13 protein-coding genes are annotated in these 16,391 nt (G+C 74.1%); 4 read left to right on the plus strand and 9 right to left on the minus strand.

The features are described from left to right. Window positions 1-31: 31 nt before the first annotated feature. The 9 genes from ABIC29_RS01435 to ABIC29_RS01475 form a co-directional block, all read right to left on the minus strand. Window positions 32-1,150: an FAD-dependent oxidoreductase gene (locus ABIC29_RS01435; RefSeq protein WP_354242064.1), complete on the minus strand. Its 1,119-nt coding sequence runs from the start codon at window positions 1,148-1,150 to the stop codon at window positions 32-34. Next, the gene (locus tag ABIC29_RS01440; protein WP_354242067.1) at window positions 1,147-2,310 is read right to left on the minus strand and encodes a GNAT family N-acetyltransferase; all 1,164 of its coding nucleotides are present in this window, start codon (window positions 2,308-2,310) and stop codon (window positions 1,147-1,149) included. Before ABIC29_RS01440 ends, ABIC29_RS01435 begins: the two co-directional genes overlap by 4 nt. Next, window positions 2,310-3,470, minus strand: coding sequence for an LLM class flavin-dependent oxidoreductase (locus tag ABIC29_RS01445; RefSeq protein ID WP_354242069.1), 1,161 nt, complete (start codon window positions 3,468-3,470; stop codon window positions 2,310-2,312). Before ABIC29_RS01445 ends, ABIC29_RS01440 begins: the two co-directional genes overlap by 1 nt. Window positions 3,471-3,473: 3 nt before the next feature. Continuing rightward, window positions 3,474-4,406 (minus strand): DUF1684 domain-containing protein, encoded by a 933-nt coding sequence (locus ABIC29_RS01450; RefSeq protein ID WP_354242071.1) that lies wholly within the window; start codon window positions 4,404-4,406, stop codon window positions 3,474-3,476. A gap of 87 nt (window positions 4,407-4,493) precedes the next feature. Then, the gene (locus ABIC29_RS01455; RefSeq protein ID WP_354242073.1) at window positions 4,494-5,810 is read right to left on the minus strand and encodes an MFS transporter; all 1,317 of its coding nucleotides are present in this window, start codon (window positions 5,808-5,810) and stop codon (window positions 4,494-4,496) included. Between the two features lie 139 nt (window positions 5,811-5,949). Beyond that, the gene (locus tag ABIC29_RS01460) at window positions 5,950-7,338 is read right to left on the minus strand and encodes an amidohydrolase (protein WP_354242075.1); all 1,389 of its coding nucleotides are present in this window, start codon (window positions 7,336-7,338) and stop codon (window positions 5,950-5,952) included. Then, entirely contained in the window at window positions 7,335-8,624 is a 1,290-nt protein-coding gene (locus ABIC29_RS01465) for an LLM class flavin-dependent oxidoreductase (protein ID WP_199471240.1), read from the minus strand. The genes ABIC29_RS01460 and ABIC29_RS01465 overlap by 4 nt, the downstream gene beginning before the upstream one ends. Next, the gene (locus tag ABIC29_RS01470) at window positions 8,614-10,053 is read right to left on the minus strand and encodes an NtaA/DmoA family FMN-dependent monooxygenase (protein ID WP_354242079.1); all 1,440 of its coding nucleotides are present in this window, start codon (window positions 10,051-10,053) and stop codon (window positions 8,614-8,616) included. Before ABIC29_RS01470 ends, ABIC29_RS01465 begins: the two co-directional genes overlap by 11 nt. Next, window positions 10,053-11,276 carry an LLM class flavin-dependent oxidoreductase gene (locus ABIC29_RS01475; RefSeq protein WP_354242082.1) on the minus strand — a complete coding sequence of 408 codons (1,224 nt, stop codon included), beginning with the start codon at window positions 11,274-11,276 and terminating at the stop codon, window positions 10,053-10,055. Before ABIC29_RS01475 ends, ABIC29_RS01470 begins: the two co-directional genes overlap by 1 nt. Before the next feature lie 226 nt (window positions 11,277-11,502). Between ABIC29_RS01475 and ABIC29_RS01480 the strand changes: the two genes are divergently transcribed. From ABIC29_RS01480 to ABIC29_RS01495, 4 genes are read left to right on the plus strand one after another with little or no spacing between them, the layout of a single operon-like run. Next, window positions 11,503-12,618, plus strand: a complete 1,116-nt coding sequence (locus ABIC29_RS01480) for an LLM class flavin-dependent oxidoreductase (RefSeq protein ID WP_354242085.1) — start codon at window positions 11,503-11,505, stop codon at window positions 12,616-12,618. Beyond that, entirely contained in the window at window positions 12,618-13,661 is a 1,044-nt protein-coding gene (locus tag ABIC29_RS01485; protein ID WP_354242088.1) for an ABC transporter permease, read from the plus strand. The genes ABIC29_RS01480 and ABIC29_RS01485 overlap by 1 nt, the downstream gene beginning before the upstream one ends. After that, a complete protein-coding gene (locus tag ABIC29_RS01490; RefSeq protein WP_116080538.1) occupies window positions 13,658-14,605 on the plus strand; it encodes an ABC transporter permease in 948 nt (315 codons plus the stop codon). The genes ABIC29_RS01485 and ABIC29_RS01490 overlap by 4 nt, the downstream gene beginning before the upstream one ends. Beyond that, window positions 14,602-16,362: a dipeptide ABC transporter ATP-binding protein gene (locus ABIC29_RS01495; protein ID WP_116080539.1), complete on the plus strand. Its 1,761-nt coding sequence runs from the start codon at window positions 14,602-14,604 to the stop codon at window positions 16,360-16,362. Before ABIC29_RS01490 ends, ABIC29_RS01495 begins: the two co-directional genes overlap by 4 nt. Window positions 16,363-16,391 lie beyond the last annotated feature (29 nt).

Genomic DNA, 16,391 nt, shown 5'->3' on the forward strand with positions numbered 1-16,391 from the left:
GCAGCTCACTGCAAGGGTTTTTGGCTCGCCGTCAGGCGAAGCGCGCGAGGCGGAAGGGCTCGGGCGACGGGCGCCCCTCGGCGAGGTCGGCCAGGACCCGGCCGATCGCCGGGGTGAACTTGAAGCCGTGTCCCGAGAAGCCGGCGGCCACGACGAGCGGGCCGACAGCGTCGAGCACGAAGACCGAGTCGGGGCTCGTCGTGTAGGTGCAGCTGATGGCGCGGGCGGCGTCGGCGTCGGCTCCGGGGATCCACTCGCGCACGTAGCGGCGCAGGGCCTCGAACTGCACGGGCTCGGCCGTGAAGTCGCGGCGGTCGGGGTCGACGACGGGTCCGGTGCCGTGCCAGCCGGCCTTGACGCCCTCGCCGGGCGTGAGCATGCCGTAGACGCCCGAGTACCACCACTCGTCGCCGGGGCCGGGGCGGTGGTTGAAGCCGGGCCATTCGAACGAGGTGTCGATCACGGCGAAGTGTCCGGGCTGCTCCTGCGTGACGACGAGCTCGGGCAGGGGCAGCAGGCCGCCGACGAGCTTCGAGGTCCAGGCGCCGGCGGCGACGATCACGCGACGGGCGGTGAGCGTGGCGGTCTCGTCCGCGGCGTCCCCGAGCGTCACCTCGACGCGGTCGTCGTCGAGCACGCGGATGCCGCGCACTGGCGCCTCGTGGCGCACCTCGGCGCCTCGGGCGGCGGCCGCCTGCTGCAGCGCTCTCACCGAGGCGTCGGCGTTGAGCCGCCCGGCGGTGGGCGTGTGTAGCACGCGCGTGGCGAAGCGCAGTCCGGGCCAGCGCGCACCGGCCTCCGACGCGGGCAGGAACTCGCTCGGGATGCCGACGGATCCGAGGGCCGCGTGCACGGCGTCGAGGTCGGGGTGGTCGCCGTGGTTCACGATGCCGACCTGGGCGAGCAGGCTCGCGCCGGTCTCTGCCTCGAGCTCCCGCCACTGCAGGCCGGCTTCGACGAGCAGGGCGACGTGCTCGGCATCCGCGTACGAGACGTTGAAGTTGCGGCTCGCACCGTGCGAGGCACCGTTGGCGTGCCCCTCGGCGAAGCGCTCGAGGAGCAGCACGTCGCGCCCGCGTGAGGCGAGCTGCCAAGCGGCGGCCGAGCCCATGGCCCCGCCGCCGACGACGATGACGTCGTGATCGGTCATGCGGCGATGCTCCGGGTCGCGTGCGGCACGTCGATCGTGAACGCGTACAGCCGGATGCGGCGGTCGCCCTCGACGATGTCGTGCTCGCGCTCGCTCAGGCGACTGAAGCCGAGGCGGCCGTAGAGGCGGTGCGCGCCGGTCATCTGCTCGCCGCTGTTCATGACGACGCGGTCGAGTCCGCGCAGGCGGGCGAGCTCGATCGCGAGGCGGGTGAGGGCCTCGCCGATGCCGCGTCCGCGCGCGGGCGGGTCGACGGCGAGCAGCCGGAAGTCGAGTTCGCCGGGCTGGGCGAGGGGCGAGATCGTGCTGCCGCGACGGGGCGTCGCGACGCTGCCGAGCAGCTCGCCGGTCGCCCGGTCGGCCGCCACCCACACCTGGTGCTCGCGGGCCCGCGGGGCGACGCCGACGATCGAGGCGCGGTAGCCCTCGGAGAGTTCGTAGGCGTACTCGTAGGCGCGCAGCGACAGCGCCGCGACGGCCTCGAGCTCGTCGTCGCGCACGAGCCTGATCACGAGGTCGTCGCGGTCGCGCAGCGGCAGGCGGTAGTCGATGTGGTCGATGCGGTCTTCGGATGCCGCGGCATCCGTTTCGGGCTCCTGAGCGGCGCCGGCCGACGTGAACCGCTCGTAGCCGAGCCGCTCGTAGAGCCGCTGCGAGGTGAAGTTCAGCGTGCCGGTGTCGAGCACGACGGCGGGTGCGCCCCACGTGAGCGCCTCCTCCTGCGCGGCGAGGGCGAGGGCCTCGCCGATGCCGCGTCCGCGGGCTTCGGGTGCGACGCCCAGCAGGCGGAGCTCGGCCTCCTCGCCGGTCGCGAGCCGTGACTGCGCCGAGTCGGCGCGCACGAGGCTCACGGTGCCCAGGAGGCGGCCTCTGATCGGTTCGCGCAGGCGGCGCGCCGCGGCATCCGCTCGCCCGTGGTTCGCATCGCCCGCGACGTCGAGGTCGCGCACGAGGTCGGCGTCTGGCTCGTGCTCGACGGCGACGAGCACGGCACCGTCGGCCGCACGTTCGGCGACCGCGTCCACGAGCGCGCGCCGCTCGGCCGAGACGGGCAGGTGCCCGTACGGCCCCGTCGCGAACGCGAGATCGGTGAGCGCGACCACGGCCGGGAACTCCTCGGGTCGCGCGGCGCGGATCGTGAACGCGGTCGCCGCGCCCATCAGGCGGCCGCCGTCTCGAGCACGCCGGCCGTCGCGGCGGCGCCCGTCGACTCGACGATCGCCGCGGCATCCGTCTCGGAACCGCCCGCGAAGGCCGGACGGGCCGCGTACGGGGCGCCCTCGCCCCAGAGCGTCGTCGGGAACTCGCGCCGCAGCACCGGGAACACCTCGGAGGCGAGGCGGTCGAGTTGCTCGTGCTGCTGCTCGATCGGCAGCGTCGTCGGCAGGCTCACCGACTGCAGGTCGTGACCGAAGGTCTCGCGGAACCGGCCGATCTTGTCGATGACCTGCTGGGGGCTGCCCACGAGCGCGGGGCCCTCGGCGATCGCGTGATCGATGTCGCGGAAGGGGGTGTTGTTGCCTGGAACGTTGGTCGCTGCCACCAAAGCATCGTAGACGGGACCGTAGAGCTCCTTGGCCTGCTGCGTGGTATCCGCGAGATAGAGCGAGCCCGATCCGGCGCCGACGTAGGCGTAGCGGGGGTCGTGGCCGTGCCTGGCGTATTCGTCGCGGTAGTGCCGCACGAGCACCGCGTAATTCTGCAGCGGCTGGATCGCATTGGCGCTAAACAGCGGATCGCCCCACTTCGCCGCGAGGGCAGCCGAGGCGAGCGTCGTCGCCGAGCCGTGCCACACGCGGGGGGCGCCGGCGAAGGGCCGGGGGAGGGTCGTCGTCGCATGCTGTGCGCGCGTGTAGGGCGTGGCCGCCCATTCGACGTCGGTCTCGCGCCAGAGACGGCGCAGCAGCGCGTACTTGTCGGCGAGGAGCTCCCACTGGTCGTCGATCTCGAGGCCGAACAGCGGGAACTGCGCGGCCTCGTTGCCCTTGCCGATGGTCAGCTCGAGCCGGCCGCGCGAGAGCTGGTCGATCGTCGCGTAGTCCTCGGCGACGCGCACGGGGTCGAGCACCGAGAGCACCGTGACGCCCGTGTGCAGGCGGATGCGCGAGGTGGTCGCGGCGATCGCGCCGAGCAGCACCGTCGGCGAGGACGACAGGAAGTGCCCGGCGTGACGCTCGCCCACCGAGAACGCGTCGAAGCCGAGGCGCTCGGCGCGCCTGGCCGACTCGACGGTCTGGTCGAGTCGCTCCGCGGCGCTCACGAGCCGCCCGGTGACGGGGTTCTCGACGTGGGGGACGATGTCGAGCAGCTGGAACCGCATGGCTCAGGCCGCCGTGCTCGTCGCCTCGACCCGCGCGAGCGGGGTCTTCTCGCCGGCCTCGATGCCGACCGGCAGGCGGTTGCCGGCGGGCGGCAGCGGGCAGGTGGCGTAGTCGGTGTAGGCGCACGGCAGGTTCACGGCGCGGTTGAAGTCGAGCAGCACGGTGCCGTCTTCGGTGGGCGCGTCGATCGCGAGGCTGCGGTTCGCGGCGTACGTGGTGAGCCCGCTCGTGGCATCCGTGAACAGCACGAAGAGGCTGCCGGGCTCCTTGCCGTTGAACGCGATCAGGTGGAAGGCCTCGCCGCGCAGCACGAACTCGACCTCGCCCGGCGCCTCGTAGACGTGCTGCAGGCCCTCGACCGCGGCGTCGACCGTGACCTCGCGCGGCTCGTCGTACGGCACGAACCGGCCGAGGGCCAGCCAGCGCGGGTTCGGCAGGTACGTCGGCGTGCCCGAGTAGGCCGCGAGGAACGGGAACGCCGGGTCGCGCGGGCGCACGATGTCGTTGCCGCCGCGGCGGGCGAGCTCGATCGCGAGCTCGCCAGAGCGGAGCGTGACGCCGCCCCGCTCGGGGATCGGTCCGAACTCGTGGCGGCCCTCGAGGGCGACGCCGTCGAGCTCGAGCACCTCGCCCTCGTCGAGTTCGACGACCGGCCCGGCGTCGCCCGTCGACCAGCGGCCGGGCGTGCCGTCGAGGCGCTGCGGTTCGGCGCCGAGCCAGTGCAGGCCGGTCACGGCGAGGAAGCCGTGGCCGCTCGCGCGCGCGGCCTCGTGGGCGCGGTGCCACTCCTCCCACTCGCGGGCGAAGGCGGCGCGGTCGAGGGGTGCGGCGAGGGCCGCGGCGGGGGCGTCGATGGAGGTCGCGGCGGGCGCTGCTGCGGGCGATGCGGCGGGCGTCGCGGCGGCGGAGTTCGTGGAGGTCAGCGTGTCGGTCATGTGGGAAGACTAGGCAGGTCGCAAGGGGGTTTCGGAGGTCGTGACGGCAGGTTTCGGGCGGGCGTCACGGGGCGTAACGGCGGCGCCTCAGCCGACGCGCACGGCCGACCGGTCGAACGCGGAGATCGCGACCGCCGAGGCCGAGAGCACGGCGAAGACGGCGGCGGACGTGCCGAAGCCGATGGCCGGCGTCTCGCCGCCGAGGAACAGCCCGATGCCCACGGCGAGGCACACGGCACCGGCCAAGCGCTGCGCCAGGGCGAGGACGCCGGCCCCGACTCCCGCGGCACCGGTCGGCGCGTGCTCGAGGGTCAGCGTCTGGTTCGACGGGATGGCGAGCCCCGAGAGCACCCCGTGCACGGTTCCCACCCCGACGAGGGCGATCAGCACGAGCGGCGGCGACCCGGTGGTCACGAGCGCCGCCTCGACGGCGAGGCACAGGGCGCCCGCCGCGAGCACGACGGTGATGCCCCGGCGACCGAACCTGGTCGCGACGCGCCAGCTCTGCATGCTGCCGACCGCCATGCCGAGTGCGCGCGGGGCGAGCAGCAGCGCCGCCGTCAGGGCGGGAAGCCCGAGTCCGTCGATGAGGTAGAGCGTCGAGACGATGCCGAGCCCGAGTCCGGCGCCGAAGGTGAGCGTCGCGACCCCGGTTCCGAGCATGAAGCCGCGCGATCGCAGCAGCGCGGGATCGACCACGGGAGAGCCGCGCCGGCGCGCGACCCGGCGTTCCCACCCGGCGAAGGCGAGCCCCGCGAGCACGGCGATGACGAGCCAGAGCGGGCCGCCGGGCACGCCGGCCGTCACGGGCAGCATGAGCGCGAGGATCGCGGTCATGAGCAGGGCGAGGCCGACGAGGTCGAAGCCCTCCCGGCGTCCGGATCGCGGCACCGACGGCAGCACGGCGAGGCCGACCACGAACAGCGCGAGCGCGACGGGCACCGAGAGCAGCACGACGAACCGCCAGCCGAGGCCGGGTGCGGTCGCGGCGAGGATCCATCCGGCGACGGGCGGCGAGACGAGTCCCGCGATCGAGGCCGAGACCGTGTATGCGCCGATCGCCTTCGCCCGGGCCGGCCCCGTGAACAGGTCCTGGAAGTAGCCGAGCACCTGCGGGTTCACGAGCCCGGCGCCGAGCCCCTGCACGAGCCGCGCGAGGATCGCGACGTTCGCGTCGGCCGCCGCCGCGGCGAAGATCCCGCCGACGGCGAAGAGGAGCAGCCCCACGAGGTAGGGCACCCGTCGCCCGAACACGTCGCCGAGGCGCCCGCCGGGCAGCAGCGCGGCGCCGAATGCGAGCGAGTACCCGGCGACGAGCCACTGCACCTGCCCGGCATCCGCACCGAGGTCGTCGCGCAGGCCGGGCACGGCGAACGAGAACGCCGCCTGGTCGATGATCGTCACGAAGCCCGTCGACACGCCGAGGGCGAGCACGCGCCCGGACGTGCGATCCCGTGGGGTCGCGGATGTCGCGGGCCTCACGTCGTGCTCACGCAGACGGTCACGACGCCATCCGTGTTCATGCCGTTCATGCAGGCCGTGCTCATGCGAACGTGCCCTCGACGTCGACCGGGCCGCCCGTCGCCGCGAAGTCGTCGCGCACCGCGGCCAGCAGGTCGGCGTCGGTGAGCACGTCGGCGACCGTCGTCGCGAGGCCGTACGCGGCATCCGTCACCGCGTCGAGCGACGCGGGCGAGCCGGCGTACTCGGCGAACTCCCGCGTGTGCAGCGCGATCTCGGGCGGTGCGATCGCGATGACCGGGTGGATGCCGGGCAGGCGCTGGCTGATGTTGCCGAAGTCGGTCGACGCGGCCTGTGCGCCCGGTGCGTCGGCGGCGCGCAGCACGCGTCGGCCTCGCTCGGCCTGCGCCAGCGCCCAGCGCGCGGCGAGCGGCGCGTTGTGGCGGATCGGCAGGCTGAACGGCTGCGGGTCCCAGGCGACCTCGACGCCGGTGCCGGTCGCGAGCGCGATGCCGTGCGCGATGTCGTCGACGCGCGCCGAGAGTTCCCGCAGGGTCGAGGTCTCGTGCGACCGCACGTAGTACTCGAGCTCGGCGCGCTCGGGCACGACGTTGGGTCGGGCGCCGCCGTCGACGAAGACGCCGTGGATGCGGTCGCCCGGCGGCAGGTGCTGCCGCAGCAGCCCGACGGCCTGGTAGTTGAGGGTGGCGGCGTCGAGCGCGTTGCGGCCCTGGAAGGGCGCGGCCGAGGCGTGCGCGGCGACGCCGTGGTAGACGATGCGCACGATGCGTCGGCCGATGAAGACGGGGTCGGCGAGGTCGCCGCCGAACGGGTGCGCCATGACCGCGATGTCGACGTCGTCGAAGGCGCCGGCGCGGGCCAGCAGCTCCTTGCCGTTGCCGCCCTCCTCGGCGGGCGTTCCGATGAGCAGCACACGGCCGGGCACTGCCGACGGATGCTGCCGCCTGGCCTCGCCGAGCGCGAGGAACGCGCCGACGGCCGAGGCGGCGATGAGGTTGTGCCCGCACGCGTGGCCCACGCCGGGCAGGGCGTCGTACTCGGCGAGCACGGCGACCGTCGGGCCCGCTGGGGCGCCGTCGGGCTGATCGGGGCGGGCGGGCGCAGGGAGTTCGGCGATCAGCGCGGTCGGCAGCCCGAAGACGCCGACCTCCGAACGGATGCCGCGGGCCGAGAGCGTCTCGGCGACGGCCTCCACGCTCTTCACCTCGGCGAACCCCGGTTCTGCGAGCGCGAACAGGTGCGCCGAGAGCGCGCCGAGCGTGGGAGCCAGATCGTCGACGGCGGCGGCGATGGCGGCGCGAACTTCAGGGGAGGCTCCGCCATAGGGCGAGGAGATGGGCGGCGCCGCGCCCACGAGGCGTTCGGCCTCGCGGGCGACGGCATCCAAGTGCAGGGTGCTCGGCGTCGTGGGCCGGGCGCCGATCCGCACCCCGTGCGTCGCGGCGGTCACGCCCCGACCGCGACTCCGGCGAGCTCGGAGTCGCCGCGTTCGCGCTCGGCCGGCGAAGCCGATGACGCCGCGCTCCACGCCTCGGCGAGCAGCCGGTACGACGCGACGCGCGCCTCGTGGTCGTGCGTGATCGTCGTGACGAGCAGCTCGTCGGCGCCGGTCGCGCGCTGCAGCGTCTCGAGCTGCGCGACGACGCTCGCGGGCGAGCCGACGAAGCGGGTGTCGAGGCGGTCCTGCACGGCGTCGAGTTCGATGCTCGAGAGCTCGGCGTCGGGCGTCGCGTTCTCGGGGCGCGGATACGGCACCGCGCCCTGGCCCTCGCGGATCGAGAGCACCCACTCCGCGTAGCCGCTCGCGAGACGGCGGGCCTCGGCATCCGTCGGCGCGACGACCACGTCGACCGAGACGATCGTGTGCGGCCGATCGAGTTCGGCGGAGGGGCGGAAGTGGGCGCGGTACTCGGCGACGGCCGCGAGCACGCCGCTGGGCGCGACGTGGTAGTTCGCGCCGAAGCGCAGGCCGAGGCGTCCGGCGAGGCGTGCGCTCTCGCCCGCGCTCGATCCGTGCACCCACAGCTCGACCGCGTTGCCCGTGGCGGGCTGCGCCTGCACGGTCACGCCGTCGGGTCGGCTGTCGTCGGCGAAGCGCACGGGGCCGGCGAAGAAGTCGCGCAGGGCGTCGACGTCGTCGGCGAAGCGGTCCGCGTCGCCCACCGTGCGCCCGAGGAGCTTCGCCTGCAGCGCGAACCGCGCCCGGTCGAAGCGGAACGGGCGCTGGGGCGGCACGACGAGCCCGTCGATCACCTCGTTGGGGGCCGGCGGAGCGGCGACGGCCTCGGCTTCAAGTGCGACCGGCACCGCGGGCAGCGGCGGGGCGGCGGGAACGGCCTCGCCCGCGGCATCCGCCTTGGCCGGCGGGAGCCCGCTGCGGCCGAGGCCGAGGTCGACCCGGCCCGGCCAGAGCGCCGCGACGGTGCCGACCGCCTCGGCGACCTGCAGCGGCTCGTAGTTGCCGAGGATGGTCGCCGCGGTGCCGACGCGGATGCGCTCGGTCGACGCCGCGAGGATGCCGAGGAACGTGTGCGGCGCGGCACCCGCGACGCCCGGGTTCAGGTGGTGCTCGGCGAGCCAGTAGCGCGCGTAGCCGAACGCCTCGGCCCGGCGGGCCAGGTCGATCGAGCGGTGCAGCGCCTCTCCGGCGGTCGAGCCCTCGGCGATCGGCACGAGGTCGAGCACGGCGAGCGGAACGCGGCGAGCAGGACGGGGCGTCCGCGATTCAGCCGACACGACGCACCTCCTCTGCGTCCCGAACGGCCGCGTCGCGGGCGCCCGGCTCGGGCAGCCCCAGGTTCTGCCGCAACGTCGAACCGGGCTCGTACTCGGTGCGGTGCACGCCGCGGTCCTGCAGCTCGGGCACCACGCGCTCGACGAACGCGTCGAGGCCGTGCGGCGAGGTCGTGCCGACGACGACGAAGCCGTCGGTCGCGCGCTCCTGCACGTAGCGGTCGAGCTCCGCGGCGATGTGCGACGGCGTGCCGATGAACGACTGGCGCCCCGCCACCTTGATCACGAGTTCGCGGATCGAGAGCCCCTCGGCCTCGGACTGCGCGCGCCATGCCCGCGCGATCGGCACGGCATTCGGGAAGCGCGGCGCCCAGCCCTTCGTGATCGTGCCGGCGACCGTGTCGGCCGGCCCCTCGCCCGGGTCGAACGCCGGCAGCGGTCCGTCGGCGTCGTAGTTCGTCAGGTCGGTGCCCCAGAGCTGCTCGAGCGCGGTGATCGCGTTGCGCGGCGTGACCTGTGCGAGCGAGATCTCGCGGGCGACCTCCTCGGCCTCGGCCTGCGTGTCGCCGATCGCGAACGTGACGGCCGGCAGGATCTTGAGGGAGTCCTCGGTGCGGCCCCAACCGGCGAGCCGGCCCTTGACGTCGGCGTAGAACGCGCGCGCCTCCTCGAAGGCGCTGTGCCGGGAGAAGATCACCTCGGCGTGCTCGGAGGCGAAGTCGCGTCCGTCGGCCGAGTCGCCGGCCTGCACGATCACGGGGTAGCGCTGCGGGCTGGCGGGCGTCGTGAAGCGGCCGCGCACGTCGAACTGGGCGCCGCGATGCGCGAACGCGCCGGCGTCGGCGTCCTCGGCGAGGTACCGCCCCGTGGCGCGGTCGGCGACGATCGCGTCGGCCGACCAGCTGTCCCACAGCTCCTTGGCGAGGCTCACGAACTCGTTCGCGCGATGGTAGCGGTCGGCATGGTCGAGGTACCCGCCGCGGCGGAAGTTCGCACCGTGGAACGCGTCGGAGCTCGTCACGACGTTCCATCCGGCACGGCCGTCAGACAGGTGGTCGAGCGTCGAGAGCTGCCTGGCGAGCTCGTACGGCTCGTTGAAGGTCGAGTTCAGGGTGCCGACGAGGCCGATGTGCTCGGTCACGGCGGCGAGGGCGGCGAGCACGGCGAGCGTGTTCGGCCGGCCGACGACGTCGAGTTCGTGAAGCTGCCCCTTGTGCTCGCGCAGGCGCAGGCCCTCGGCGAGGAAGAGGTAGTCGAACCGACCGCGCTCGGCGGTGCGGGCGAAGTGCTCGAACGCCGTGAAGTCGATCTGGCTGCGGTGCAGCGGATCGGCCCAGAGGGTCGTGCTGTTCACGCCGGGGAAGTGGGCGGCCAGGTGCACCTGGCGCTTGCCCTGCGGCGGGTCGGCCTGCGTGGGCGTGCTCGTGGCCATCAGGCGGCCTCCTCATTCGTTCGTGCGGCAGCGCCGGCGGCGGCTGCCGCAGCGGTGTATCGGTTCTCGGGCAGCTCGAAGCCGAGCCGTTCGCGCAGGGTCGAGCCGGCGGCATCCGATCGTCCGAGTGCGGGCAGCACCCAGTCGGCGAGCTGCTCGAGATCGCGCGGCAGGCGGGCCGGGCGGATGCGCACCCCGTCGTACCCGAGGGCGGTCCAGGCGTGGATGCGCTCGAGCAGCTGCTCCGGCGTTCCGGCGAAGACGAGGGCGTCGGATGCCACGGGCGACCCGTTCTGCTCGTCGAGCCGTTCGAGCGCGGCGCGCGCGGCTTCCGGCGTCGACTCGAGCACCACGAGCACGTCGGCGAGCACCGAGAGCGGCCGGCCCGCGCGACCCGTTCGCGTCTCGGCGTCGCGCACCTCGGCGAGGATCGAGGCGGACTGGGCGTCGTCGTGCGGGGTGACGAACACGAGGTCGGCGCTCGTCGCGGCGAGCTCGTAGGGGATGGTCTGGTGCCCGAGCACGGCCACGAGCGGCTGGCCCTGCGGCGAACGGGGCACGATCGAGGCGCCGTGCACCGAGATGTGCTCGCCCACGAACTCGGCGCCGTGGATCTTCGTGCGGTCGATGAACCGGCCCGTCTCGGCGTCGCGGATGATCGCGTCGTCCTCCCAGCTGTCCCAGAGGCGACGCACGACCTCGACGACCTCGCGCGCCTCGTCGAAACCGGGGCGGATCTGCTCGGAGTCGCCGGCGAGGAGTGCCTCGACGTCGACGGTCGGCACGGTGCGGCGGCCGAAGTGCGCTGCCTCGTGCGGGGAGCCCGAGAGCTGCGGGCGCCAGCCGGCCCGACCGCGGCTCGCGAAGTCGAGCGTCTGCAGCCCGGTCGCGACGTGGAACGGCTCGGTGTGCGTGGTCGTCACGGTGGGCACGAGCCCGATTCGGCTCGTGACGGGCGCGACGAACGAGGCGATGAGCAGGGCGTCGAGGCGGCCCCGCACCTGGTCGGTGCGGTCGTCGGCCGACCAGAGCGTCGAGGTCTGCAGCCCGAGTGCGTCCTCGATGGTGACGAAGTCGATGTCGGCGCGCTCGGCGGTCTGCACGAGGTCGCTCCAATAGCGGCGGCTGAACAGTTCGGTCGGTCGCGCCGACGGGTCGCGCCAGGCGGCGGGGTGCCATCCGGCCCCGTCGAGGGCGACGGCGATGGTGGGTCGTCGAGTCATGCGATTCACCTTCCGCGCGTTGCGCCCGCGCGTGCAAGGCGACCCGTCACGAGGTGCAGTCGAAGGTCACACGGCTTCATCGGATGCCGCGGGCCGAGGTCACACGCGGTCACACGATCGGGGCATCCGTCGTCATGGTGCGTCGCGCGACGACACCCGGCGCCACCGTCGGTCACGCTTCGCGACACGGCTTGGCCGAGGCGGCTTCCGGGGGTTCAGTGGCGGGATGACCACCCTTTCGACCATCGCGTTCCTGACCCCCGGCAACTACGACGACGCCCGACCCGAGCAGGGCCTCGAGGACACCCTCGCCCTCTTCGAGCACGGCGAGCGCCTTGGCTACCACGGGGCATGGGTGCGTCAGCGCCACCTCGAGCACGGGGTGTCGTCGGCGCCCGTGTTCCTCGCCGCCGCCTCGCAGCGCACGCGCCGCATCCGCCTCGGCATCGGCGTGATCCCGATCGGCTACGAGAGCCCGTTCCGGCTCGCCGAGGACCTCTCGACGGCCGACGTGCTCTCGGGCGGACGGCTCGAGGTCGGCGTCAGCGCAGGGCGCCCGCCGCACCTCGAGCTCATCGGCGAGCGCGTGTTCGACGGCGACTGGAGCGGGCAGGACTTCTCGCACGCCCGCGTCGACCGCCTGCTCGAGAACCTGTCGGGCGAGTTCATCGGCGGGCCCGACACGGTGATCCACTCCCCGGGCAACGTGCAGCGGCCGCGCCTGCAGCCGCACGCGGCCGGGCTCCGCGACCGGATCTGGATCGGGGCGGGCTCGGCACGATCGGCCGAGTGGGCGGCGGAGCGCGGACTCGGCCTCCTGACGGGCAACATCGTCTCCGGCGGCCCGGTCGTCGCAGACGGGCCGGCGGACTTCGCCGCGACCCAGCTCGAGGTGCTCGCCCGCTACCGCGACGGATACCGGGGCGCCGGGCGCCCCCGTGTCGCGCTCGGCCGCGTGATCGTTCCCACCGACGGCGCCGACCGGGCGACCAGGGCGAAGTACGCCGAGTACCGCGCGAGTCGCGAGGAGCGCACGCGCCTCGCGCACGGCGAGCGCCTCACGCAGTTCGCGCCAGACCTCATCGGCACGGCCGAGCAGATCCTCGAGCAGCTCGCCGCCGATCCCGTCGTGGCCGACGTCACCGACCTGCGGCTCGAGCTGCCGTACGAGTTCTCGGTCGAGGACTACCGGCAGATCCTCGACGACGTCGCCTCGCTCGTCGCTCCCGAGCTCGGATGGGCGGCGGGCTCCGGTGATGCCGCGACGCCGGTGACGGATGCCGGGACGGGCGCCGCGTCATCCGCTGCCCTCGTCGCCGACGCGGGCACGGAGGCCGCCTGATGGCGAGGTACGTCCTGCTGCGCCTGCTGCAGGCCGTCGGCGTGCTGTGGGCCTCCTACACGGTGTCCTTCCTCGTGCTCTACGCGCTGCCGGGCGACCCGGTGACGCTGCTCGCGGGTGCCGACGCGACCGACATCACGCCCGCGCAGCTCGACGCGCTGCGGGCGGAGCTCGGCCTCGACCGGCCGCTCATCGTGCAGTACCTCGACCAGCTCGGCGCGGTGCTGCACGGTGACCTCGGCACCTCGATCGTGACCGGCCGCCCGGTGACCGAGATCATCGGCGAGGCGCTCCCGCCGACGATCGCGATCGCAGCGTTCGCCCTCGTCATCGCCGTCGTCGCGGGCGCCGGCATCGCGATCGCGGCGAACTACACGAGGCACCGATGGCTCGCCGACGTGCTGCTCGGCCTCCCGCCGCTCGGCGTGGCCGTGCCCGCGTTCTGGTTCGGCCTCATGCTCATCCAGTGGTTCTCGTTCGCCGTGCCGATCTTCCCGGCGGTCGGGGACCGCGGGTTCGCCTCGCTCGTGCTGCCGGCGATCACCCTGGCGCTCCCGACCGGAGCGACGATCGCGCAGCTGCTCTCGAAGAGCCTGTCGAGCACGCTCCGCGAGCCCTACGTGGACACCGCGTGGGCCAAGGGCGCGAGCCGCGCAAGGGTGCACCTCGGCCACGCGCTGAAGAACGCGGCGCTGCCCGCGCTGACCGTGACCGGCCTCATCGTGGGGCAGCTGCTCTCCGGCACGGTCGTCACCGAGACGGTGTTCTCCCGGCCCGGCATCGGCCGGGTCACCGCGGGCGCCGTGCAGCAGCAGGACGTCCCGGTCGTGCAGGGCGTCGTGCTCGTCGCCGCGACGGCGTTCGTCCTCGCGAACCTCGTGGTCGACCTCATCGCGCCGCTGCTCGACCCGCGCATCGTCACGGCCGGCGGACCCGCCAGGCGACGCGCCCGCACCGCGACGCGGGCGACCGCCGCGCGGCCCGCGCCCGCGGCATCCGGAGCCGCCGTCACGACCGCATCGACCCAGGGGGAGCCCGCATGAGCGACACCGCAGCCCTCGTTCCCGAGCGGCACGAGCAGTCCGACGACGTCTTCGCCGCCACGGCCGACGCGCGCTTCGCCGACGCGGTGCGCAGCCGCTCGGCCGACGCGGCCCTGCGCGCGGGACGCGGCCTCGGCCGGGTGCTCGCCCGGCCGACGCTCCTCATCGCGCTCGTGTGGCTCGCGCTCGTCGTGATCGCCGCGATCGCGCCGAGCCTGCTCGCCCCCGGCGACCCGCTCGCGGGCGTGCCCGCCGAACGCCTCCAGGGACCGTCGTTCGCGCACTGGTTCGGCACCGACCAGCTGGGCCGCGACCTCTACACGCGCGTCGTGCACGGCACGGCCCTGACGCTCTCGGCCGCCGGCATCGCGGTCGCGGTCGGTCTCGTCGTCGGCACGTTCCTCGGCCTGCTCGCCGGGTTCATCGGCCGGTTCGTCGACGAGGCCGTCATGCGCCTGGCGGACGTGCTGCTCGCGATCCCGGCGCTGCTGCTCTCGCTCGCGATCATCACCGCCCTCGGATTCGGCACCGTGAACGTCGCCGTCGCGGTCGGCTTCGCGAGCATCGCGACCGTCTCGCGCATCTCGCGGTCGGAGGTGCTGCGCGTGCGCAGCTCGGTCTACGTCGACGCGGCCCGCGCCTCGGGCGACCGCTGGGGGCGCGTGCTGTTCCGTCACGTGCTGCCGAACTCGGCCGGGCCGGTGCTCGTGCTCGCCGTGCTCGAGTTCGCCGGGGCGATCCTCGCCGTGTCCGCCCTCAGCTTCCTCGGGTACGGCGCGCCGCCGCCCGCGCCCGAATGGGGCTCGCTCGTCTCGGGCGGCCGCGACTTCCTGCGCAACGCCTGGTGGCTCACGACCTTCCCCGGCCTCGTGATCGCGGCCACCGTGCTCGCGGCCAACCGGGTCTCCCGCGCCCTCGACACCGAAGGGAGGCGCACACGATGAGCGCCGCACCGAACGACCAGACCGCAGCCGACCGAACCTCGGGCGGTCGCACCGCTGGCGACCGCACGCCGCTGCTCGAGATCACGAACCTCGCCGTGAGCTACCGCACCGCCGGGGGCACCATCGCGGCCGTGCGCGACGCGAGCCTCACCGTGCACGCCGGCGAGACCGTCGCGATCGTCGGCGAGTCAGGATCGGGAAAGTCGACGACCGCGCACGCCGTGGTGCAACTGCTCCCGGCGACCGCCTCGATCGCGGGCGGAACCGTGAGGTTCGAGGGGCGCGACGTCACGACGATCTCGCGCGTCGAGCTGCGCGGACTCCGCGGCCGTGCCATCGGCTTCGTGCCGCAGGACCCGACGGTGAGCCTCAACCCCGTGCAGCGTATCGGCCGGCAGGTCGCCGAGGTGCTCGAGATCCACGGGCTCGCCGACCGACGCACGGCCGCGGCACGCGCGGTCGATGCGCTCGCCGAGGCCGGGCTGCCCGACCCCGAGCGCCAGGCGCAGCAGTACCCGCACGAGCTCTCGGGCGGCATGCGCCAGCGCGTGCTCATCGCGATCGCCCTCATCGCCAGGCCCGCACTCGTGATCGCCGACGAGCCGACGAGCGCCCTCGACGTGACCGTGCAGCGGCAGATCCTCGACCGCATCGACGCCCTGAAGCACGAACTCGGCACTGCCGTGCTGCTCATCACGCACGACCTCGGCGTGGCCGCCGACCGCGCCGACCGCATCGTCGTCATGTCGCAGGGCGAGGTCGTCGAGCAGGGCACGCCCGCCGAGGTGCTCGGCTCGCCCTCGCACCCCTACACGCGTGCGCTCATCGCGGCGGCGCCGAGCCTCGACCTCGACGAGCGATCGCGGGCGGCGGATGTCTCGGCCGCACCGATCTCCGGTGCAGCCGTCGCGCCAGGCGCGGCATCGGCGGGAACGACGGATGCCTCGGGCACGCCGAGCGTCGCGGCATCCGGCCCGCTCGTGGTCGCCCACGACCTCGTGAAGGAGTTCCCGGTGCCGCGCGCGGCGGGCGGTGGAGTGCACCGCGCCGTCGACGGGGTCAGCTTCGCGATCCCGCGCGGACGCACGCTCGCCCTCGTCGGCGAATCGGGTTCGGGCAAGTCGACGACCGCGCGGCTCGTGCTGCGGCTCGCCGAGCCCACCTCGGGCAGCGTGGACTTCGACGGCGTCGACCTGACCGGACTCGGCCACGGGGCCGTGCGGCGGTTCCGTCGCCGCGCCCAGCTCGTGCACCAGAACCCGTACGCGTCGCTGAACCCGCGACTGCCGATCGGGCGCATCGTCTCGGATCCGCTCGAGGCCTTCGGCGTCGGCACCCGCGCCGAGCGCCGTCGCCGCGTCGAGGAGCTGCTCGACGTCGTCGCCCTGCCCGCCGGAACGATCGACCGCAGGCCCGCCGAGCTCTCGGGCGGGCAGCGCCAGCGCGTCGCCATCGCCAGGGCGCTCGCCCTTTCGCCCGACCTCGTCGTGCTCGACGAACCCGTGTCGGCGCTCGACGTGTCGATCCAGGACCAGATCCTGACGCTGCTCACCGAGATCCAGGCCGAGTTCGGCGTGAGCTACCTGTTCATCTCGCACGACCTCGCCGTGGTGCGCCGGATCGCGCACGAGGTGATCGTGCTGAGAGGCGGCGGCGTCGTCGAGGCGGGGGAGACCGCGCGGATCTTCCGCGACCCGCGCGAGGCGTACACGCAGGAGCTGCTCGACGCGATCCCGGGGCGGGCGGTCCGCGCCTGACGCCCGCCGGCGGCATCCCGAACCACCCG

The sequence above is a fragment of the Agromyces sp. PvR057 genome (assembly GCF_040547485.1).
Classification (GTDB): domain Bacteria; phylum Actinomycetota; class Actinomycetes; order Actinomycetales; family Microbacteriaceae; genus Agromyces.